The 21,084-nt window shown below is 66.0% G+C and carries 14 protein-coding genes, 3 tRNA genes and 1 pseudogene; 9 read left to right on the forward strand and 9 right to left on the reverse strand.

Features of this window, described 5'->3' with window-relative positions; translation table 11 throughout:
- Nucleotides 1-4: 4 nt before the first annotated feature.
- A complete protein-coding gene (locus tag ICJ04_RS12420; protein WP_223202880.1) occupies nucleotides 5-1,441 on the forward strand; it encodes an efflux transporter outer membrane subunit in 1,437 nt (478 codons plus the stop codon).
- A gap of 104 nt (nucleotides 1,442-1,545) precedes the next feature.
- Here the strand turns inward: ICJ04_RS12420 and rlmB are convergent, their stop codons facing one another.
- From rlmB to rnr, 3 genes are read right to left on the reverse strand one after another with little or no spacing between them, the layout of a single operon-like run.
- Nucleotides 1,546-2,292 (reverse strand): 23S rRNA (guanosine(2251)-2'-O)-methyltransferase RlmB, encoded by a 747-nt coding sequence (gene rlmB / locus ICJ04_RS12425; protein ID WP_101099975.1) that lies wholly within the window; start codon nucleotides 2,290-2,292, stop codon nucleotides 1,546-1,548.
- A 55-nt stretch (nucleotides 2,293-2,347) separates the two neighbouring features.
- A complete protein-coding gene (locus ICJ04_RS12430; protein ID WP_188324543.1) occupies nucleotides 2,348-2,830 on the reverse strand; it encodes a GFA family protein in 483 nt (160 codons plus the stop codon).
- A gap of 57 nt (nucleotides 2,831-2,887) precedes the next feature.
- Nucleotides 2,888-5,356 (reverse strand): ribonuclease R, encoded by a 2,469-nt coding sequence (gene rnr / locus ICJ04_RS12435; protein ID WP_188324544.1) that lies wholly within the window; start codon nucleotides 5,354-5,356, stop codon nucleotides 2,888-2,890.
- Nucleotides 5,357-5,484: 128 nt separating this feature from the next.
- Between rnr and ICJ04_RS12440 the strand changes: the two genes are divergently transcribed.
- From ICJ04_RS12440 to ICJ04_RS12450, 3 genes are all read left to right on the forward strand, one after another.
- A tRNA-Leu gene (locus ICJ04_RS12440) sits at nucleotides 5,485-5,571 on the forward strand.
- Nucleotides 5,572-5,899: 328 nt separating this feature from the next.
- Nucleotides 5,900-7,294 carry a hypothetical protein gene (locus tag ICJ04_RS12445; RefSeq protein WP_188324545.1) on the forward strand — a complete coding sequence of 465 codons (1,395 nt, stop codon included), beginning with the start codon at nucleotides 5,900-5,902 and terminating at the stop codon, nucleotides 7,292-7,294.
- A gap of 85 nt (nucleotides 7,295-7,379) precedes the next feature.
- Nucleotides 7,380-7,466 (forward strand) — tRNA-Leu (locus ICJ04_RS12450).
- A gap of 64 nt (nucleotides 7,467-7,530) precedes the next feature.
- On the opposite strand, the gene ICJ04_RS12455 is transcribed toward ICJ04_RS12450, so the two are convergent.
- Nucleotides 7,531-8,277 (reverse strand): sulfite exporter TauE/SafE family protein, encoded by a 747-nt coding sequence (locus ICJ04_RS12455; RefSeq protein ID WP_188324546.1) that lies wholly within the window; start codon nucleotides 8,275-8,277, stop codon nucleotides 7,531-7,533.
- Between the two features lie 92 nt (nucleotides 8,278-8,369).
- On the opposite strand from ICJ04_RS12455, the gene ICJ04_RS12460 reads away from it, so the two are divergent.
- Together ICJ04_RS12460 and ICJ04_RS12465 are read left to right on the forward strand one after the other, a co-directional pair.
- Entirely contained in the window at nucleotides 8,370-9,266 is an 897-nt protein-coding gene (locus tag ICJ04_RS12460) for a LysR family transcriptional regulator (protein ID WP_188324547.1), read from the forward strand.
- 64 nt (nucleotides 9,267-9,330) lie between these two features.
- A tRNA-Leu gene (locus ICJ04_RS12465) sits at nucleotides 9,331-9,417 on the forward strand.
- Between the two features lie 111 nt (nucleotides 9,418-9,528).
- Here ICJ04_RS12465 and ICJ04_RS12470 read toward each other — a convergent pair.
- The 4 genes and pseudogenes from ICJ04_RS12470 to ICJ04_RS12485 all read right to left on the reverse strand — a co-directional run bounded on the left by ICJ04_RS12470 (nucleotide 9,529) and on the right by ICJ04_RS12485 (nucleotide 14,314).
- Nucleotides 9,529-11,112, reverse strand: coding sequence for a DHA2 family efflux MFS transporter permease subunit (locus ICJ04_RS12470; protein ID WP_188324548.1), 1,584 nt, complete (start codon nucleotides 11,110-11,112; stop codon nucleotides 9,529-9,531).
- 96 nt (nucleotides 11,113-11,208) lie between these two features.
- Nucleotides 11,209-12,369, reverse strand: a pseudogene (gene emrA / locus ICJ04_RS12475) (multidrug efflux MFS transporter periplasmic adaptor subunit EmrA); the annotation flags it as partial.
- Nucleotides 12,370-12,380: 11 nt separating this feature from the next.
- Complete coding sequence (locus ICJ04_RS12480) at nucleotides 12,381-13,874, reverse strand: efflux transporter outer membrane subunit (RefSeq protein ID WP_188324550.1); 1,494 nt, start codon at nucleotides 13,872-13,874, stop codon at nucleotides 12,381-12,383.
- Nucleotides 13,871-14,314, reverse strand: a complete 444-nt coding sequence (locus ICJ04_RS12485; RefSeq protein ID WP_188324551.1) for a MarR family transcriptional regulator — start codon at nucleotides 14,312-14,314, stop codon at nucleotides 13,871-13,873. The genes ICJ04_RS12480 and ICJ04_RS12485 overlap by 4 nt, the downstream gene beginning before the upstream one ends.
- Nucleotides 14,315-14,555: 241 nt before the next feature.
- On the opposite strand from ICJ04_RS12485, the gene ICJ04_RS12490 reads away from it, so the two are divergent.
- Together ICJ04_RS12490 and parC are read left to right on the forward strand one after the other, a co-directional pair.
- The gene (locus tag ICJ04_RS12490; protein ID WP_223203071.1) at nucleotides 14,556-15,386 is read left to right on the forward strand and encodes a helix-turn-helix transcriptional regulator; all 831 of its coding nucleotides are present in this window, start codon (nucleotides 14,556-14,558) and stop codon (nucleotides 15,384-15,386) included.
- A gap of 58 nt (nucleotides 15,387-15,444) precedes the next feature.
- Nucleotides 15,445-17,688, forward strand: coding sequence for a DNA topoisomerase IV subunit A (gene parC / locus ICJ04_RS12495; protein WP_188324553.1), 2,244 nt, complete (start codon nucleotides 15,445-15,447; stop codon nucleotides 17,686-17,688).
- Between the two features lie 330 nt (nucleotides 17,689-18,018).
- Here the strand turns inward: parC and bfr are convergent, their stop codons facing one another.
- Nucleotides 18,019-18,507, reverse strand: a complete 489-nt coding sequence (gene bfr / locus ICJ04_RS12500; protein ID WP_188324554.1) for a bacterioferritin — start codon at nucleotides 18,505-18,507, stop codon at nucleotides 18,019-18,021.
- Nucleotides 18,508-18,658: 151 nt separating this feature from the next.
- Here bfr and ICJ04_RS12505 point away from each other — a divergent pair, with 151 nt between their 5' ends.
- A complete protein-coding gene (locus ICJ04_RS12505) occupies nucleotides 18,659-20,968 on the forward strand; it encodes a penicillin acylase family protein (RefSeq protein ID WP_188324555.1) in 2,310 nt (769 codons plus the stop codon).
- The last annotated feature ends 116 nt before the right edge of the window (nucleotides 20,969-21,084 follow it).

A 21,084-nucleotide genomic window follows, 5' to 3' on the forward strand; every position in this document is an offset into this window, starting at 1 on the left:
CACCATGACGTTTTCCTGCTCGACCCCTGTGCGCGTGCTGTTGGTCAGCGCGCTGCTCACTTCATTGGCCGCATGCGCCACCGCGGGCCGCTATCCGGTGCAGGCTGCAGCGGTACCGTCCAGCTACGGTGCCGACAGTGCCAGCCTTGCTGCAGGCAGCACCCTGCCCACCAGTGGACTGGACCGGCCGCGCGCCGACGTGCGCGCCGACCGCTGGTGGACGGCATTCGGCGATGAGCGGCTCGACCGCCTGGTCACGCAGGTGCTTGCCGCCAACAACGACCTCGCCGTCGCCGGCCTCAACGTCCAGCGCGCACGCCTGCAGGCCGGACTGGCGAACAACGCACTCTGGCCGGACCCTTCGCTGTCCGGACTGGCTACCAGCACCTCGCGCGCCATCGACCGCAGTGACGACTGGCGGCGTTCGGGTGACTACGCCACCCGCGTATCGCTGCAGTGGGAAGTCGACCTGTGGGGCAAACTGCGCACGCAGCGCGATATCGCAGTGTGGTCCGCGCAGGCCAGCGAAGAAGACCGACAGAACACCGCGTTGATCGCGATCAGCGACGCGGTGAACTACTACTGGAATCTCGCCTATCTCAACCAGTCGATTGTTTCGGCTGCCGCAGACATGGCGCGGCTGGCGAGAACGCTGGAGCTGGTGCAGGCGCGATTCGATGCGGGGGCTGCATCCGGCCTGGAAGTGCGCCAGGCGCGACAGGGTCTGGAGGCACAGCGCGCCACGCAGTCGGTGTTGGAGCAGCAGCGGGTGGAAGCGCGCAACGCGCTGACGGTGCTGCTGGATGGCCAGGCCTGGCCGCAGGCGGATGAGCCGCAGAGCCTGTCGGGCGCGACCAGTCCACCCCTTGAAGCGGGCCTGCCCGCCGACCTGCTGGCACGCCGCCCGGACCTGCGCGCCGCCGAGTTGCGTCTGCGCAACAGCCTGAAACAGATCAAGGTGACCGCTGCCAGCTACTACCCCACGCTGAGCTTGAACGGTGGCGTGGGCACCAGCGGGCCGACCTTGGGGGATGTGCTGCGCAATCCCGTGGCGACGCTGGGTGCGGGGCTCACCCTGCCCTTCCTCAACCTGCAACGGGCACAGCTGAACACCGATCTGGCCGGTACCGATTACCAGATCGCCGCGACCCGCTTCCGCAAGACCCTGTACACGGCCCTGTCGGAAGTGGACAACGCGCTGTCGGCGCGAGATCAGTTGGCGATCCAGGTCGCGGCGTCGCAGGCCTCGTTCGATGAGGCCGTGGCGGTGGAGCGGGCCGAGGAGGTGCGTTACCGCGTCGGCGCCACCGCCCTGCGCGACTGGCTGCTGGCGCAACAGACCCGGCGCAGTGCGGAGCTGGCGCTGGCAAGCGTACGGCGAAGCCAGTTGATCAACGATGTCACCCTGTTCAAGGCATTGGGCGGCAGCGCAGCCCGGTAGTGACGGCCGCTGGCCGTCCGGTTTTTTCGCCCTGATGGATCACGCACGTTGCTGCGTTACCGCTGCGCTCGCCGAGCATGGCTCGGCGCTACCGGCGCAGCCACTCAACCGCGCTGACGCACCACTTCGAACAGGCTCACGCCGGTGGCCACGGACACGTTCAGGCTCTCGATTTCACCCGGCATCGGGATCTTGACCAGACCGTCGCAGTTCTCGCGGGTCAGGCGGCGCAGGCCGTCGGCTTCGCCGCCCAGTACCAGCGCGATGTTGCCCTTCAGGTCCAGATCGTACAGCGACGCGGTCGCTTCGCCGGCCAGACCGTAAATCCACACACCCTGCTTCTGCAGGTCCTTCAGGCAGCGCGACAGGTTGGTCACCGCTACCACCGGTATCCGATCAGCCGCGCCGGCCGAGGTCTTGCGCACGGTCGCGTTGACCGTGGCCGACTTGTCCTTCGGAATGATCACCGCCGTCGCACCCGCAGCGGCGGCACTGCGCAGGCAGGCGCCCAGATTGTGCGGATCCTGTACTTCGTCCAGCACCAGCAGCAGCGCCTTGCCCTCGGCTGCCTCCACGAGGGCTTCCAGCTCATTCTCGTTGTACGTGCGCGCTGCCGCGTAACGCGCGGCCACGCCTTGATGCCGCACCGATCCGCCGACACCGTCCAGCGCCTGGCTGTTCACCTTGCGCACGTCGATACCCTTCCGGCGCGCGTTCTCCTCGATCTCGACCAGCCGCGGATTCTTCGCCCCGGCCTCGACCAGGACTTCGCGGACGTTCTCGGCGTCGTTCTCGATGGAAGAGGCGACGGCGTTGACGCCGACGATCCACTGGCTGCTCTTGCTGCTCATGCGCGGCGTGACCGGTAAGGGGGGTGGGTATGGTAGAGCATCTGGCGGACAGGGGTCAGCGGCTCTGCGGCGGCCAGTGCGGTGTGTCGTGGTCTGGATGCTGGTGTGACACGATGCGGGCGAGGAAATCCAGCGCTTCCCCATCCTGCTCGGTCCGCGTGGACGGCAGCGCGCCCAGCGTGTCGACGAACGGCAGTTGCGCCTCCATGCCGTATTGGCGGGTCGGCGGCAACCGCTCCGGCTGGTCGAACGCGCCGGCGGCCACCGCAATCCCGTCCGGGGCCTCGTAGGTCAGCGGCGTCCCGCAGAGCGCACAGAACCCCCGCTGGACCAGATTGGACGATTGGAAATGGGTCGGCTGGCCCCGGGTCCAGCTGAACTGCGCGCCGCGTACCGACACCAACGGCGCGTAATACGCGCCGAAGGCCTTCTGGCACATCCGGCAATGGCAGATCGAGCTGTCCGTCAGCTCGCCACGGACTTCGAAGCGGACGGCACCGCACTGGCAACCGCCACTGTGTTCGGGTTGGCCCTGCATCGTTCTCGTCTCCTCTGCTGCGGACGCCGAGCGTAGCTCGGCGCTACCCGCGATGTCTCAGTACTTCTTCTTGCTGCGCTTGGCCGGCTTGCCGTGCTCGGGCAGCGGTGCCGCGCGCGGCGCCTCTTCTTCCTCGCCCTTGTGCTCGACCAGACGGAAGTCGATCTTGCGTTCTTCCATGCTGGCCTTGAGCACCAGTACGCGGACGCTGTCGCCCAACCGGTAGCTCGTGCCGCGACGCTCGCCGCCCAGCGTTTTGCGCACCGCATCGAACTTGTAATAGTCATGCGGCAGCTGGGTGACATGCACCAGACCCTGCACCTTGGAATCGGTCAGCTCGACGAACAGGCCGAAGCTGGTGACACCACTGATCACGCCGTCGAACTGGCCGCCGACATGCTTTTCCATCCAGGCAGCGCGGTAGCGCTCGTCCACCTCGCGCTCGGCCTCGTCCGCACGGCGCTCGCGCTCGGAACACTGCAGTGCCAGCGCGGCCATCTCGCGCGCGGTGTAGAGGTACTTGTCCGCGCGTGCGCCGGTGAGTGCGTGCTTGATCGCACGGTGCACCAGCAGATCGGGGTAACGACGGATCGGCGAGGTGAAGTGCGCGTACGCCTCCAGGGCCAGCCCGAAGTGGCCATTGTTGTCGGGGTGGTACACCGCCATGCTCTGGCTGCGCAGCAACACCGACTCCAGCAGCGCCGCATCGGGGCGATCACGGATCTTCTTCAACAGCTTCGTGTAGTCGCCCGGCACCACCTTCGACCATGGCGGCAGGCTCAGCTTGAATTCCTTCAGGAACTCCAGCAGGTCCGCGAACTTGGTCTCCGGCGGCTTGTCATGCACGCGGTACGGGGCCGGTACGCCGTTGGCCAGCAGGTAGCGCGCGGCCTCCACGTTGGCGGCGATCATGCATTCTTCGATCAGCTTGTGCGCATCGTTGCGCATCAGCATGCCGGCCTGCGTGACCTCACCGGTATTGTCCAGCACGAAGCGGACTTCACTGGATTCGAACTCGATGGCACCACGCTTGCTGCGTGCCTTGGCCAGCACGTGATAGAGCTGGTACAGGCGCTCGACCTGCGGCAACAGCGGACCGATCACTGCCTTGGCACCGGCATCGTCCTCACCCACGGCCTGCCACACCTGGGTGTAGGTCAGTCGCGCGTGTGAGTTCATCACCGCTTCGTAGAATTTCGAGCTGCTGACCTGGCCATCGCGATCCACCTGCATGTCACAGACGAAGCACATGCGGTCGACCTTCGGCATCAACGAGCAGATACCGTTGGACAGGGTTTCCGGCAACATCGGCACGACGAAGCCCGGGAAGTACACCGAGGTCGCACGCTTCTGTGCTTCATCGTCCAATGGCGTGCCAGGCCGCACATAGTTGGACACATCGGCGATTGCCACCACCAGCCGGAATCCGTTGGCATTGGGCTCGCAGAACACCGCGTCATCGAAGTCCTTCGCATCCTCGCCATCGATGGTGACCAGCGGCGTCGTGCGCAGGTCCACCCGATGGCCGATCATCTGCGGCTCGACCACCAACGGCACCGAGGCGGCCTCATCCAGCACCTCCTGCGGGAACTCGAACGGCAGTTCGTGGCCATGGATGGCGGTCTCCACCACCAGCGAGGCAGTCAGCTTGTCGCCCAGCACGGCAATGATGCGCCCGATCGGCGGCCGACGGCTGTCCGGCGCCTGGGTCAGTTCGCACACCACCAGCTGGCCGTCACGCGCGCCGCCGATCTGGTCCGGCGGCACCTGCACGTTGCGCTGGATGCGCTTGTCATCAGGCACCACATAGTTGATGCCCATTTCCACGCTGAAGCGACCGATCAGGCGGGTCATGCCGCGCTCGAGCACGCGGGCGATGCTGCCTTCGCGGCGGCCGCGGTGATCGATACCGGTCACGTTGGCCAGCACCTTGTCGCCGTGCATGACCTTGCGCATTTCATACGGCGGCAGGAACAGATCCTCACCACCCTCCACCGGGCGCAGGAAGCCGAACCCTTCCGGGTTGGCGATCACCACGCCAGTAACCAGGTTCAATGCCTGGATGGGCGCGAACCCGCCGCGCCGGTTCTGCACCAGCTGGCCATCACGGACCATCGCACCCAGTCGGCGCGACAGCGCCTCGGCACGGTCCGGAGCACTCAGGCCGAGACGGGCACCGACTTCCTCGGCGGTCTGCGGGCCTTCGCAGCGCTCCAGCAGGGCAAGGATCGCCTCACGGCTGGCGATGGGCTGTTCGTACTTTTCTGCTTCGCGCGCGGCGTGCGGATCATCGACCGGCGCGCCCAGTGGCGGCAACGGGCGGCGGCCACGCGGGGTGGACGGGGCCGGACCGCGTCGGCTGTTGCCTCGCGACGGGGCCGGAGCACCGGCATTGCCGGTCAGGCTGTCCGGCATCCACGGCGGCAGACTCTTCTTCTTCGGGCCCTTGGGCGAGCCAGCGGGGGCGCCCGAGGGCGGCGTCGTGCGGGAGCTCTTCCCGCCCTTGCTTGGTTTTTTGGTATTCATCGCCCTCCATGGTAGCTGCTGTGGGCGTGCAGAACGGGTCATGGCCGGCCGTAAATGAATGGCCGCCGCAATTTGACGAAAACCGTTGACAACGGCTCGCCGCATCTTCAAAATCGCCCGTTCTGCAAGCCCAGATGGCGGAATTGGTAGACGCACTAGCTTCAGGTGCTAGCGGGGGCAACTTCGTGGAGGTTCGAGTCCTCTTCTGGGCACCAGTTTCAAGATGTACGAAAACCCTCGAGAAATCGGGGGTTTTCGCTTTTTCGGCACCCCCTCGCGCGCCAGCTCAGCGCCACCGGACTCCCAGCCATTCCGCTATGCTCCCGACGTAGCGAGCGGACAGTCACCCGCCGCTGGCGGTAGTCGATAGGACGACAACCAGTGCATCGGCATGGAGCCTTGGGGATACGTATGGTGTGGCGGCAACTCTTTACCTTGAGCACGAAGGCTCCGGCGCTTGAGCTGCTCCTCCAGCAGAGCGTCCGCGCTGTATGCCAACTGCCTGGGAACTCCGCAGACCCAGTACATGCTCATACCTATCTGTTGAGCTTGCCGCCCGAGAAACTGTTCGATCTCGACGAGCGACTGAGGTTCTGCTCCAGCACGGTGTTTGGAGACTGGCCCACAACGGCGCTGACTCACATTACGACGGGAGAGCTGGAGCCTGCTCTTCGCCAACCCCTGTTGTTTCTGCTGGCGGGACATCACGACGGTCGACTGCGGCAGAAGGCCCTGTGGAAACTCCCCGAGTTCCCTGGCTATCTGGCACTGGCCGTTGCGTTGATCCGCTGCGCCGATTGGGTGCCCGAGGTGAAGCACGCCGCACAAGAAGCAACGAAGCGCCTTCTTGAGCTGTCTGATGTCGAGGATGTGCTGACGCTGTGGCCGCTGGTACTACGCCTGCGCATTCGTGAGCGCGGATCGCGGGAATGGCTCGAGCACCATGTTGAAAGCTGGGCACTGCGCACCGAATTGCAGCCCTTGTTACGCTCCCTGTTGGCAAGCGACAACGCCCAGGTGCGCGCTTGGGCATTTTCCAGCAGCTTGCAGGCCGGCGTCGATCTTGGGGTTGATCTTTTGGAGAGCGCCGTTCGCGATCCAAATCCCGCCATCGCGCTGTATGCCCTGCGCCACGCACAACGCCAGGACGATGACGCCCGCATTCGATTGCTGGCAAAGATCGGATTGAACGCGCCACATCCTGTGGTGCGGCGCGAGTCGTTACGCGTATTGTCTGGCCTGGAAGGAGCCCTGACGCGCGACAAACTGCTCCTGACGGTCTGCGATGCATCGGCAGGCGTACGTTCGTTGTCCGCATTCCTTCTCCGGGAGAGATATGCGGTGGAGCCTTCAGCCAGATGGCGCGCCGTACTGGATGACCAGAGCAGACGGCCAACCCTGGGAGCACTCGTGTCCCTTGCCGACCACGCACAGCCGGAAGATGTGGACAGGATGCGCCACTGGCTGCTCGACTCCAGCGGCCCCGTCCGGATGCACGCGTTACGCGGCTTGCTCACGTCGGGAGGTCAGCTGAGTGAGGACGAGTTTGCTCATCTTGTCGCAGAGGGAGGCAATCCGGTGTTGCGCTTCCTTGCCAGTTCAATCAGAGCAGGAGACACGAAGCTCGGCGTGGAACGGCTGACTACCGCCCTGACGTCACCCGCTGCCCCCCTCTCCGCAAGCCTGAACCTTCGACGCCTCCTGAAGAAGCTCGGCCATTGGCAGCGACTGGAACTCCTGCTGCAACTTCCTGCCACCCAGGACACGGTTCGGGAATGGTGGCGTTGTGCCCTAGCTGACTGGGAGGAGGATAGCGGGAGGTACGCGCCGATCGGCTCCAATCGGCGACTCGAGCTGCTCCGGCTTCTGCAACGACGCCAGGAAGAGATCGACGTTGACCATTTCGATGCAATCAAGGGCGCGATCCTGCGCCACTGAGACGTGATCGAAAGGTAGGCTAGCTGCAGGGATCGTGAAAGTATTGACAGCCCCTGCCCACGTCCTCATAATTCGCCCCCTCGATGCCCAGGTGGCGGAATTGGTAGACGCACTAGCTTCAGGTGCTAGCGGGGGCAACTTCGTGGAGGTTCGAGTCCTCTCCTGGGCACCATCGATAAAAAGAACCCCGCTGACGCGGGGTTTTTTTTGCCTGTTGTCCCCGGTCGGGTACAACGTCACCAGAAGGGACGCGTGGCCAGTTCGATCCCGAGCAGCAACAGGAAGCCCAGAAAGCACAGGCGGAATGCCTTCGCGCTGATGCGGCCCCGGATTTTCTGCCCCAGCCACATTCCCGCCAGCGCCGGCGCGATGGCCAGCGCACTCAGGCCCAACTGCTGCACACCAAAGGCGCCGTGCACCAGAAGACCACTGGTCAAGGAAATCGTGGACACCGTGAAGGCCAGCCCCAGCGCCTGCACCAGCTCGTCCCGATCCAGCCCCAGTGATTGCAGGTAAGGCACCGCCGGCATGACAAAGACGCCGGTAGCGCCGGTGACCACGCCAGACACCGCGCCGACCAGCGGCGACAGCCAGCGTTCTTTGCTGGCGGGCACCCGGAACGCGGGAGCAAAGGCGGAGTACACCGCATAGAGGATCAACGCCACGCCCAGCGCCATGCCCGACCATCGCGGTTCGACACGGACCAGCAGCGCAGCGCCAGCGACGGTCGCCACCACCACGCCGAGCATCATCGGCCACAGCCGCCGGAGGATGCGGCCGAGCGAAGGTCCGGCGATGATCTGCCACACATTGGTCACCAAGGTGGGAACGAACAGCAGGGAGGCCGCCGCCACCGGGGACAACGCACTGCCCAGCAGGCCCATCGCCACGGTAGGCAGGCCCATCCCCGTCACGCCCTTGACCACCCCGGCCAGGACGAACACCCCGATGAGCAGGACATAGAAGTACAGCGAATCGTTCATGGCGCCATTAGGACCTGCCCTGCCCCTTTGGCACAATGCGAGATTCCCCACCGAGCCTTCGGCTGGACCGAAGGCAGACACGAGGTTCCAGCATGCGGATGGACCTGGCGGATCTGCGCCTGTTCTTGCTGGTGGTCGACGCCGGCACCATCACTGCCGGCGCCAGCCGCGCCCACCTGGCCCTGGCATCAGCAAGCGAACGGCTGCGGACGATGGAACGCGAGGCCGGCATCGCGCTGCTTGTACGCCATCCGCGTGGCGTCACCACGACCGAGGCCGGCGAAGCGCTTGCCCACCATGCGCGCCTGATGCTGCGGCAGCAGTCCCTGTTGCGCGAGGAACTGCAGGAGTTCGCCAGTGGCGCGCGCGGCACCCTGCACCTGTATGCCAATACCGGAGCGCTGACCACCTTTCTGCCGGGGCGGCTGGCGCCGTGGATGGCCGCGCGTCCGCGCCTGCAGGTCGACCTGAAAGAACGCACCAGCGTGGAGATCGTGCGCGCCGTGCGCGGCGGCCAAGCCGAAGCGGGCATCACCTCCAATGCAGTGGACAGTACGCCCCTGCACCTGCAGCCGGTTGCGGATGATCCGCTGATGCTGATCGTGCCGCCTGCCCATCGGTTCGCCCACCGCCCCTCGCTCTCGTTCGTGGACGTACTCGGTGAGGACCTCGTGGCGCTGGCCGATGGCAATGCGCTGCAGGAACATATCGAAGACCACGCGCGCGCTTTGGGGCGCGTGCTGTCACCCCGGATCCGCATGAAGACCTTTGAAGGCGTATGCGAGATGGTCGGGCACGGCATCGGCGTTGGCATCGCACCCCGATCAATCTGCCGCCAGCATCGGCGTCGCTACGGCTTCCACGCCATCGCACTGGACGATGCCTGGGCACGCCGCCAGCTGAGCCTGTGCTTCGTTCGCTGGAACGGGCTGTCGCGTTCGATGCAGAGCCTGCTGCTGCACCTCGGCGGGCACGCCGTGGATGACTAGCAGGACGGCATTGAAATCCTGTTGACATGAATTAATTCGTTGCCCATAATTCTCCTCCTGAGTCGCCCAGGTGGCGGAATTGGTAGACGCACTAGCTTCAGGTGCTAGCGGGGGCAACTTCGTGGAGGTTCGAGTCCTCTCCTGGGCACCACGACTCAGAAAATGATCAAACCCGCGCAAGCGGGTTTTTTCATGTCCGGCGTTCGGGTTTCGTGCCGGTGGAGAAAAGCGCCGAGCGGGGCTCGGCGCTACCGGTACGGGATCAGTGGCCGCCCGCGGCGGCGGAACTGCCTGCGCCCGCTCCGAAGGGCGGCTTGGCCAGCCACAGGAACGCGATGATGGCCAGGAAGATCCAGCCCAGCAGGAAGAAGATGTCATTGAAGCCCATCTGCGATGCCTGATGGTTGATCATCGTGTTCAGTGCTGCCGCGCCGTGCTGCAGGTCGCCCTGCCCCATCGCGGTGACCTGTTCCTGCATGCCTGGCCGGTACACGGAGATGTGCTCGGTGATGTCCGCATGATGCACTTGCGTGCGGCGCGCCCACAGCCACGTGGTGAGTGACGCGGCAAAGCTGCCGCCCAACGTACGCAGGAAGGTGGCCAGCCCGGAACCCGCGGCGATCTCGCGCCCGTCCAGGTCCGACAGCAGGATCTGCAGCACGGGCATGAAGAACAGCGCCACGCCAACACCCATCAACAACTGCACGCCCGCTACATGCTGGAAGTCCACCTGCAGGTTGAAGTCCGAACGCATGAAGCTGGTGAAGGACAGGAACACGAAGGCCACCGTCGCCAGCATGCGCATGTCGAAGCGCGATGCGTACTTGCCCACGAACGGCGTCATGATCACCGGCAGGATGCCGATCGGCGCGGTCGCCAGGCCGGCCCAGATCGCGGTGTAGCCCATGTCCCGCTGCAACCACTGCGGAATGAGCAACGACACGCTGAAGAACGCGGCGTACGCCACCACCATCGCCATCGTGCCCGCGCGGAAATTGCGATGGCGGAACAACCGCAGGTCGACGATGGGGTCCTTGTCGGTCAGCTCCCAGATCAGGAACACCGCCAAGGCCACGACAGACACGCACGCCAGCGCCACGATCATCGGCGAACTGAACCAGTCTTCGTCGTTGCCCAGGTCCAGCACCAGCTGCAGGGCGCCGACGCCGATCACCAGCGTGACCAGGCCGACGTAATCCATCTTCGGCTTTTCGATCTGCTCCGGCCGCCCCTTCATCTGGTTGCCGACCACCAGCGCCGCGAAAATGCCCAACGGCACGTTGATCAGGAAGATCCATTCCCAGCTGTAGTTGTCGGTGATCCAGCCGCCCAGGATCGGCCCGCAGATGGGCGCCACCACGGTGATCATGGCCAACAGGGCCAGCGCCTGGCCGCGTTTCTCACGCGGATAGATCGACACCAGCAGCGACTGGGTGATCGGGTACATCGGGCCGGCGACGAAGCCCTGCAGGGCGCGCGACACGACCAGCATGCCCATGCTCTGGGCAAGGCCGCACAACAGCGAGGCAATGGTGAAGGCCAGCGTGGCCCATACAAACAGCTTGGTTTCGCCGAAGCGGCGGCTCATCCAGCCGGTCAAGGGCAGCGCGATCGCGGTACTGACCGCGAACGAGGTGATGACCCACGTCGCCTGCTGCGAGCTGGCGCCGAGATTGCCGGCGATGGTCGGCAGCGACACATTGGCGATGGTGGTGTCGAGCACCTGCATGAACGACGCCATCGCCAGGCCAGCCGTGCACAAGGCGATGTTGGGTGGCAGGAAGCCAGCGGCCGGGGCCGCCGGTGCACCCGGCGTACCGGGTGCGGCAGGGGCTTGGGAAGACATGGGCCGTCAGCCTGCCTTGGCTGTGCGCGGCGGCGTGGCCGGCGCGGTGGAGGGCGACGGTCGGCCCGCAGCCGACACCACCGGTGCACCGGCCGTCTGCGGCAGGTTGCCCTGGATGATCGTATGGATCATGTCGTCGGCATCATGCAGCTGCTTGGCATACACGTCCGTGTCGAACACCGAACCGGTCGCTGCCTGGCTGGGCAGCACTTCGCCCTTCTGGTCACGCAGGCTGACCTCGGCCTTCATCGACAGGCCGATGCGCAGCGGGTGCTCGGCCAACTGCTTGGCATCGATGGCGATGCGCACCGGCACGCGCTGCACGATCTTGATCCAGTTGCCGCTGGCGTTCTGTGCCGGCAGCAGCGAGAACGCCGAGCCGGTGCCCATGCCCAGGCTGGTCAGGCGTCCCTTGTAGCTGACATCGCCGCCATACATATCCGAACGCAGCTCCACTTCCTGGCCCAGGCGCATGTGCCGCAGCTGGGTTTCCTTGAAGTTGGCTTCCACCCACATCTGATCGGTAGGCACCACCGCCATCAGCGCATTGCCCGGCTGCACGCGCTGGCCGACCTGCACCGAGCGACGCGCCACGTAGCCGGTGACCGGCGAGACGATGCCGGCGCGCGCATTGTTGAGCCACGCTTGGCGCAGCTGCGCAGCGGCGGCCTGCACGTCGGGCTGGGTGGCGATCACCGTGTCATCGACCAGTGCGCGGCTGCGTTCGAACGTTTCGCGCGAACCGGCCACGGCGGCTTCCGCAGCGGCCAGTTCGTTGCGCGCATGCGACAGCTCTTCATCGGAAATGGCGCCGGTGGCGGCCAGGTCCTTGCGGCGGGCGAAATCATCGCGTGCGCGCTTCAACGTGACCTGCCGTGCATTCAACTCGGCCTGTGCACCTTCGGCGCTGCGGTACAGGCCACGCACCTGGCGGACCGTACCGGCAAGCTGGGCTTCTGCCTGTTGCAGCGCTACCTCGGTATCGGCTGGATCCAGCTGTACCAGCAATTGGCCGCGCTCGACACGCATGCCATCGTCGGCCGCGATACCGACCACCGTGCCGGTGATCAGCGGGGTGATCTGCACCTGGTTGCCGCCCACGTAGGCGTCGTCGGTTTCTTCGAACCAGCGGCCGAACATGAAATACCACAGGGCCGCTGCGGCGATCAGCAGCAGCACGATCACAAGCAGTCCGCGCAGCAGCTTGCCGCGACGGCTGGGAGCGGCGGGCGCCGCGGGGGTAGAGGTCTGGCTCATGGGAGATGTCTTCAGGAATGCGAGGAATCGGAAAGAGGGGCAGCACGCACGGTGTCATCGGCAGCCGGCTGGAAGCCGCCGCCCAACGCCTGGCTGAGACGCACCGATGACAACAGCTGCTGCGACTGCAGGCCGGCCAGCCGCTGCTGCGCCTGCAGCAGGGTGGACTGTGCGGTCAGCACATCCAGATAGCCGCCGATGCCGGCGCGATACCGCTGGTCAGCCAGACCGTGCGCAGCGCGCGCGGTATCCACCGCCTGCTGCTGCGACTGCGCCTGCTGCTGCAGCGAGCGCACCGCGTTGACCTGGTCGGCCACCTGGTGCAATGCGTCCACCAGCCCTTGGTTGTACGTGGCAACGGCGAGATCGTACTCGGCGTCACGGCGGTCCAGGCCCGCGCGCAGACGCCCACCCTCGAAGATCGGCAGACTCAGCGCCGGGCCGATGTAGGCGAACGTGGATTCGCGCTGCAGCAGGTCGCCGAGATTCGGTGCGACGACGCCGGCCAGCGCGGTGAGATTCAGGCTCGGATAGAACGCCGCCTTGGCTGCATCGATCTGCCGGCCGGCCGCTTCCACCCGCCAGCGCGCCGCCACGATGTCCGGGCGGCGCCCCAGCAGTTCGCTGGGCAACACGCCCGGCAGCTGCAGCGCCATCGGGTCCAATGCGTGCGGACGCCCAATCTGCAGGCCCCGGTCCGGCCCCTGCCCGACCAGCGCCGCCAGTGCGGTACGCCCTTCGTCAATCTGCTGCTGGGCGGCCTGCAGCTGCTGCTGCGCCGCCGGCACGCGCGATTCGGCCTGGCGCACCTGCAGGTCACTGTCGATGCCGGCGGCGCGGCGCTGGCGGGTGAGCTGCAGGGTTTTCTGCGAACGTGCCAACTCTTCTTCGGCCACATCGTGCAACTGCCATGCGTAGGCCAGCCCGGCGTAAGCCTGAGCGATGTTGGAGGACAGATTCAGGCGCGCCGCCTGCGCGTCGATCGCCGCCGCATGCGCGCTGTCCACCGCCGCTTCCCAAGTGGCGCGCTTGCCGCCCCACAGGTCCACGCCGTAGCTGAAGTTGAGGGCGAGCTGGCTGCTGCCCGCGTAGTGACCGCCGGTTTCATCGCCCAGCATGGATTCGGGCAGGCGCAGACCCGTATAGCCGCCGGATACCGAAAGACTGGGCAACTGGTCGGCACGCGCCCCACCCACCTGCGATCGTGCCTGGCGCAGCCGTGCATCGGCCGCATCCAGGCTGGGGTGGCTGGCCAACCCTTCTTCGATCAGGGCATCCAGCTGCGGGTCCCCCAGTGCTTTCCACCAGTCCTGCGCGGGGAAGCCGGCCGCGCCCAGCGAGGCGCCCGTCAACGTGCGGCTGCTGTGCAGCGCATCGGCATCCAACAGCGCGCCGTGCGGCTGCAGCCCGCGGCTGCTGGCACAGGCGGCGAGTGCCAACACCAGGCCGGCCAACAACAGGGGCCGGCCCTGGCGCCATGTAGAAACAAGAGGGATGGAAGTCATGGGGTCGTCAATGAGTCGCGGATTCGGGTCAACAGGGAGAGCAGCTGCGCACGTTCGTCGGCGCTGAGCTCGCGGGAGGCGTAATCGATCACATCCTCGCCGCGCTTCTGCAGGCGTGCCCACAGCGCGCGACCTTCATCGGTCAGCACGATCTGCAGCGCACGCCGGTCCATCGCATGTGCTTCGCGGCGCACACAGCCCAGCGCCTCCAGCTTGTCCAGCAGGCGCGTCACCGCGCTGGGCACCTGGTCGATGGCCTTGGCCAGTTCGTTCGCCGTGCACGGTGCGGTCCGGGACAGGACCTTCAGGCCGATGTAGTGGGTGAAATTGAGGCCGAGGTTCTCTTCGGCCATGGAAGCGTCCAACTGCCGGACCAGGCCATCGCGCACCTGGCGCAACAACAGGCCGAAACTGGGAGGTGTCGTATCGGGACAGATCATGCCGCACATTCTCTTCCAAAAAATATATTTCTCAATGGAAATATTCGATCTGGCATCGAATGCTGTGTTGCAACAATGTGAGTGATCGGGAGAGGGCTACCTTAATGAGCGTTCGGGCTGGCCCGGTAGTACAATCCAGCCAATGAATGGTGTTATCGAGCCACTTGCGACCCTCATCAGTCCACCGGACGTGCCACTGCCGGTACGCCAGGGTCCGGACCTCGTGGCCGCCCGGCAGGTGATGCGGGAAAGCGCGCTGGAGTGGTTCGAGCGCCTGGATGGCCTGCCCGTGGTGGGCTTCCACATCGACAGCGCGAAAGGGTTGGCGCATGAGGTGGATTGGCATGCCCATGGCCGCGCCCAGCTTATCTGCGTGGAAAGTGGTCTGCTGACCACGCGTACGCATCACGGCACGTGGTCGCTGGCGCCAGGCTCGGCGGGCTGGATGCCTGCGGGCGAACCGCACACCGTGGCCATCGACGGGCCTCTGCGGGGCTGGGGCATGGTGCTGGCGCCGACGTTGTGCCATGACCTGCCCGCTGATCCCTGTGTGATCGGCATCTCCCCCCTGCTGCAGGCCGTGGCCTTGCGGGTATGCGGATGGACACCTGCCGAGCGCGTCACTTCGCGCCAGCAGCACCTGGTGGAGGTGCTGCTTGACGAGCTGCGCACGGCCCCGCGACAACGGATGCACCTGCCCATGCCGCGCGACAGGCGCCTGCTGAAGATCGCCTCCCAGCTGCTCGCCGACCCCGCCGATGACCGCAGTCTTGCGCAGTGGGCCGCGTGGGCAGGCCTGTCGACCCGCTCATTGACCCGCCATTTCCGCGAGGAGACCACGCTCAGCTTCTCCCATTGGCGGCAACAGGCCCGCTTGGCCGAGGCGCTGCGCCAGCTCAGCGAAGGACGACCGGTGGCCGATATCGCCCACGGGCTGGGCTTCAGCAGTTCCAGCGCGTTCGTCACGGTGTTCCGCCGCCACTTCGGCGTGCCGCCGGGACGCTATCTTGCACGGGCAGCGCAGGGACTCGATCCACCGCGCGGCTTGGCTTCTCCGGCCGCATCCGGATAATCACCCTATTGCGAGGGCGACGCCCGTCGCCGCCTCCGAACACAGGTAACAACCCCGCATGACCGATCTTGCCCGCCCCGTCTTCCACGGCTTCGAACAGCTGCCGCTGCGCGAATATGCCGAGCGCGCCTACCTCGACTACTCGATGTATGTGGTCCTGGACCGTGCGCTGCCCTTCCTCGGCGACGGCCTCAAGCCCGTGCAGCGCCGCATCATCTATGCGATGAGCGAGCTGGGCCTGAACGCAGGTTCCAAACCGAAGAAGTCCGCGCGCACCGTCGGCGATGTCATCGGCAAGTACCATCCGCATGGCGACAGCGCCTGCTACGAGGCACTGGTGCTGATGGCCCAGCCGTTCTCGTACCGCTATCCCCTGATCGAAGGCCAGGGCAACTTCGGTTCCAGCGATGACCCGAAGTCGTTCGCCGCGATGCGCTACACCGAATCCAAGCTGACCCCGATCGCGGAAGTGCTGCTGGGCGAGCTCGGCCACGGCACGACCGACTGGACGCCGAACTTCGACGGCACCATGCAGGAGCCGACCTGGATGCCGGCGCGGCTGCCGCACCTGCTGCTCAACGGCACTACCGGCATCGCCGTGGGCATGGCCACCGATGTGCCCCCGCATAACCTCAACGAGATCGTCAGCGCGCTGCTGCATCTGCTGGAAGATCCCGATGCCAGCGTGCGCGACCTGTGCGAGCACGTGAAGGGGCCGGACTACCCGTCCAACGCGGAGATCATCACCCCCGCCGCCGATCTGCTGCACCTGTATGAAACCGGCCACGGCAGCGTGCGTGCGCGGGCGACCTACCTGAAAGAGAACGGCAACGTGGTGGTCAACGCCCTGCCCTTCCAGGTGTCGCCGTCCAAGGTGATCGAACAGATCGCCGCACAGATGCGGGCCAAGAAGCTGCCGTGGATCGAAGACGTGCGCGATGAGTCCGACCACGCCAACCCGGTACGGGTGGTGCTGGTGCCGCGTTCCAACCGCGTCGATGCCGACCAGCTGATGGGCCACCTGTTCGCCACCACGGACATGGAACGCAGCTACCGGGTGAACCTCAACGTGATCGGCCTGGACGGCCGCCCGCAGGTGAAGAACCTCAAGACCCTGCTCAGCGAATGGCTGGCGTTCCGCAGCAGCACCGTGGTCCGCCGCCTGCAGCATCGCCTGCAGAAGGTCGAGCGTCGCCTGCACCTGTTGGAAGGCCTGCTGGTCGCCTTCCTCAACCTGGATGAAGTGATCCACATCATCCGGACCGAAGACGAACCGAAGGCCGCACTGATCGCGCGCTTCGGCCTGTCCGACGACCAGGCCGAGTACATCCTGGAAACCAAGCTGAAGCAGCTTGCGCGCCTGGAAGAAATGAAGATCCGCGGCGAGCAGGATGAGCTGGCCAAGGAACGCGACAAGATCCTCGGCATCCTGGACAGCAAGGCCAAGCTGAAGAAGCTGATCAAGGACGAACTGACGGCCGATGCCAAGAAGTTCGGCGACGCACGTCGTTCGCCGCTGGTGCAGCGCGGTGCGGCACAGGCCATCGATGAAACCGAGCTGGTACCGAGCGAGCCGATGACCGTCGTGCTGTCGGAGAAGGGCTGGATCCGCGCGGCCAAGGGCCACGACGTGGACCCGTCATCGCTGAACTATCGCGACGGTGACAGCCTGCTGGCTTCGGTCCGCGCCCGCAGCACGCAGCAGGTCGCCTTCCTCGACAGTGAGGGCCGCGCCTATTCCACCGCGGTGCACACCCTGCCCTCGGCCCGCGGCAATGGCGAGCCGCTGACCGGGCGCTTTTCGCCTGCATCGGGGACGAGTTTCGTCACCCTGGCGAGCGCCGAACCGACCGGACGCTTCGTGCTGGCCTCCACGCACGGCTATGGCTTCGTGACCCGCTTCGAGAACCTGATCGGCCGCAACAAGGCCGGCAAGGCGATGCTGAACCTCGCGTCGGGCTCGTCGGTGCTGCAGCCGGCCGTATTGGCCAACGTGGACACGGACCGCATCGTCGCGGTGACCAGTTCGGGCAACCTGCTGGCCATCGCCGCCAGCGACCTGCCGGAACTGGACAAGGGCAAGGGCAACAAGATCATCGAGATCCCGAAGGCCAAGCTGGCCACCGAGCGGGTGGTGGCGGTGGTGGCGATCAGCCCTGGCCAGACCCTGCAGGTCCGCAGCGGCCAGCGCACGATGGGCCTGAAGTTCAGCGAGCTCGACACCTACCTGGGCACGCGTGCCACGCGCGGCCACCTGCTGCCGCGTGGCTGGCAGAAGGTGGAAGGGCTGTCGGTGGAGTGAGCTGACTCCGTCCTGCCTGCGGGTAGAGCCGACTTCAGTCGGCTGCTCCCTTGGTAGAGCCGACTTCAGTCGGCTGGTCCGGAGAAGCCGACTAAAGTCGGCTCTACCAGTCGGTGCCACCCGTCAGCCCCACCAGTCGGTGCCACCCGTCGCCCCCACCAAACGGTGTGACCCGTCGCCCCACCAAACGGTGCCACCCGTCAGCCCCACCAAACGGTGCCACCCGTCAGCCCACCAGCCAGCTCCACCAACGCATTGTCAGACACAAAAAAGCCGGGGAATCCCCGGCTTTTTCATTGCTGGCTGGCGCGAGGCTGGCTGGCTACACGGTTAGTGCGCGACAGCGCCCTTGCCGTCGATCTTGCTCAGCTGGTAAAGCTCCAGGCCGATGCGCTGGATCAGACCCAACTGCTGCTCCAGCCACCACGCGTGGTCTTCCTCGGTGTCCTTCAGCTGTACCAGCAACATGTCGCGGCTGACATAGTCACCGTTGGCTTCGCACAGCTTCATACCGGCAGCCAGGTTGTTGCGCACCGCGTACTCGGTATCCAGGTCCTTGCGCAGCATCTCCTCGACGGTGACGCCGGGCTCGAAGGCGTGCGCGCGCATGTCCGGGTCGCCGCCCAAGAACAGGATGCGCCGCAGCAGCGCATCGGCATGCTCGGTCTCCTCCTGCATTTCGTGGTTCAGGCGTTCGTACAGCGCGAACAGGCCCTGGTCCTCGTAACGGCGGGAATGGATGAAGTACTGGTCGCGGGCGGCAAGCTCGCCGCGCAACAGTTCTTTCAGGCAGGCGATGACGTCCGGGTTGCCTTTCATGGGGGATGCTCCTGTGACTCGATGACGCCATGGTGCCCTATCCAGAAATCCGGTGATCTAATCGGAATCAATCGCAGTCGCGTCTCTCCTGCGATCTGTCCTGAAGGGTGGCTACAATCGGTTCACCCCCGGTCCGGCAAGGAAGCGTCCCATGCGTCGATGGTTGTTGCGCTTGTTCTGGTTGTTCGTCGTCGTGCTGGTGGCTGCGGGTAGTTCGGCATGGTGGATGCTGCGTGGCAGCCTGGCGCCGCTGGACGGCGAGGCCTCCCTTACCGGGCTGCAGGCACCGGTGACGATCACCCGCGATGCATTGGGGGTCGTGACCCTCGAAGGCAGCAGCCAGATCGATGTCATGCGCGCGCTGGGCCAGGTGCATGCGCAGGAACGCGGCTTCGAGATGGACCTGATGCGGCGCAGTGCCGCCGGTGAATTGTCCGCCCTGTTCGGTCCTGCTGCACTGGATCTGGACAAGCGCATGCGCGTGCATCGCCTGCGTGACCGGGCAGCGCGCGAGCCGGTCAGTGCCGAGCTGCGCGCGTACGTCGAGGGCGTGAACGAGGGCATGTCCGGGCTGCGCGTGCGGCCCTGGCCCTATCTGCTGCTGCGCCAGCGCCCCACCCCGTGGCAGGCCAGCGACAGCCTGCTGACCGGCTATGCCATGTACGCCGACCTGCAGGATCCTTCGAACCAGAACGAGCTGGCCTACCGTCGCCTGCGCGAGGTGATGCCACCCGCGCTGTATGGGCTGCTCAGCCACGGCGGCAGCAGCTGGGACGCACCGTTGATGGGTGATGCGCGCGGCGATGCGACGCTGCCCGGTGCCGATGTGCTGGACCTGCGCGCACTGCCCTCCGGGCCGGTGGCCCCTGCTGCGGAAAAGGACGTCACCGGCAGCAACAATTTCGCCGTGGCCGGCGCGCTGACGGCGGATGGCCGCGCCATCCTGGCCGACGACATGCACCTGGGACAGCGCGCCCCGAACATCTGGTTCCGCGTGCGCCTGCGCTACCCCGATGCCCAGGCACCGGGTGGGCGGGTGGATGTCAGTGGGTTCTCACTGCCCGGCCTGCCCGCCATCGTGGTCGGCAGCAACGGCCACGTTGCCTGGGGCTTCACCAACAGCTTCATCGATACCGCCGATTTCCAGCCGGTCCCCGCAGGGGCCTCGATGACCGAACACCGCGAACGCATCGAGGTGGCGGGCGGCGACCCCGTGGACTTCATCGTGCGCGAGACGGCATGGGGGCCGGTGCTGCATCAGCGTCCGGATGGCTCGGGCGAGGCACTGCGCTGGGTCGCACACCAGCCCGGTGCGATCAGCCTGGCGCTCGCTGATCTGGCGCGCGCGGGAGACCTGGACGCTGCGCTGCGCGTCGCCGACCGCACGCGCATTCCGGCGCAGAATCTGTTGCTGGCCGACAGCAGTGGACGCATCGCGTGGCGACTGCTGGGTGCACGGCCTGCGCGCACGGCTGACTGCCTGCCGGCCGACATGCATGCGCTGCCGCATGCCGGTTGCGCCGCGTGGCCGATCCGCAGTGATGCAGCCCCTTCGTTGATCGATCCCCCCGGGCAGCGACTGTGGACCGCCAACGGGCGTGTGCTGGATGGTGCCGAGCTGACGATTGCCGGTGACGCAGGGTATGACCTCGGTGCACGTGCGGGACAGATCCGCGATGCACTGCAGGCCAGCGAGCGCTTCACGGAGAAAGACCTGCTGGCCATCCAGCTCGACGATCGGGCCTTGTTCCTGCAGCGCTGGTGGGTCGTGTTGCGCACTGTGGTGAAGGATTCGCAGGATCCAGCGCTGCAACGGCTGGAAGCCGTCACCCGCGTCTGGGACGGCCATGCGTCCGTGGATTCGGTGAGCTACCGGATGGTCCGCGGATTCCGTGGCAGGGTGCAGGATGCCGTAACCGCCGGACTGTTGGCACCGGCGAAACAGGCACTAGGCGAGGAATGGCTGGAGCCGAATCTGGTGCAGTTCGAAGGGGTGCTGTGGCCGTTGGTCAGCCAGCGCCCGGCGCATCTGCTGCCGGCGACATATGCCACGTGGGATGCCCTGCTGATCGATGCGGCGAAGGGCCTGGAAACCAGTCTGTCCGCGCAGGGACCGCTGGCCGAGCGCACCTGGGGCGAACGCAATACGGCGGCGATCTGTCACCCGATCAGCCGCGCGTTGCCTGCGCTGGCGCAGCGCTGGCTGTGCATGCCAGCCGATCCGCTGCCTGGCGACAACAACATGCCGCGCGTGCAAGGTCCCGCCTTCGGTGCATCGCAGCGCATGGTGGTATCACCCGGGCACGAAGCCGACGGCATCATCCACATGCCGGGCGGCCAGAGTGGACATCCCCTGTCACCGTTCTGGGCCGCCGGCCACGACGACTACGTGCACGGGCGCCCCACCCCGTTCCTGCCGGGTCCGACCACACACACACTGACCCTGAAGCCCGCACGCTGATCCGGTAGAGCCGACGTGGTAGAGCCGACTTCAGTCGGCTGTCGTTGCCATCACGTCTCCGCCAACGCGTTCCATTTACCTCCGAATGCAACCGCTGCGCTCGCCGAGCACGGCTC

It is taken from the genome of Stenotrophomonas sp. 169, assembly GCF_014621775.1.
Taxonomy (GTDB): domain Bacteria; phylum Pseudomonadota; class Gammaproteobacteria; order Xanthomonadales; family Xanthomonadaceae; genus Stenotrophomonas.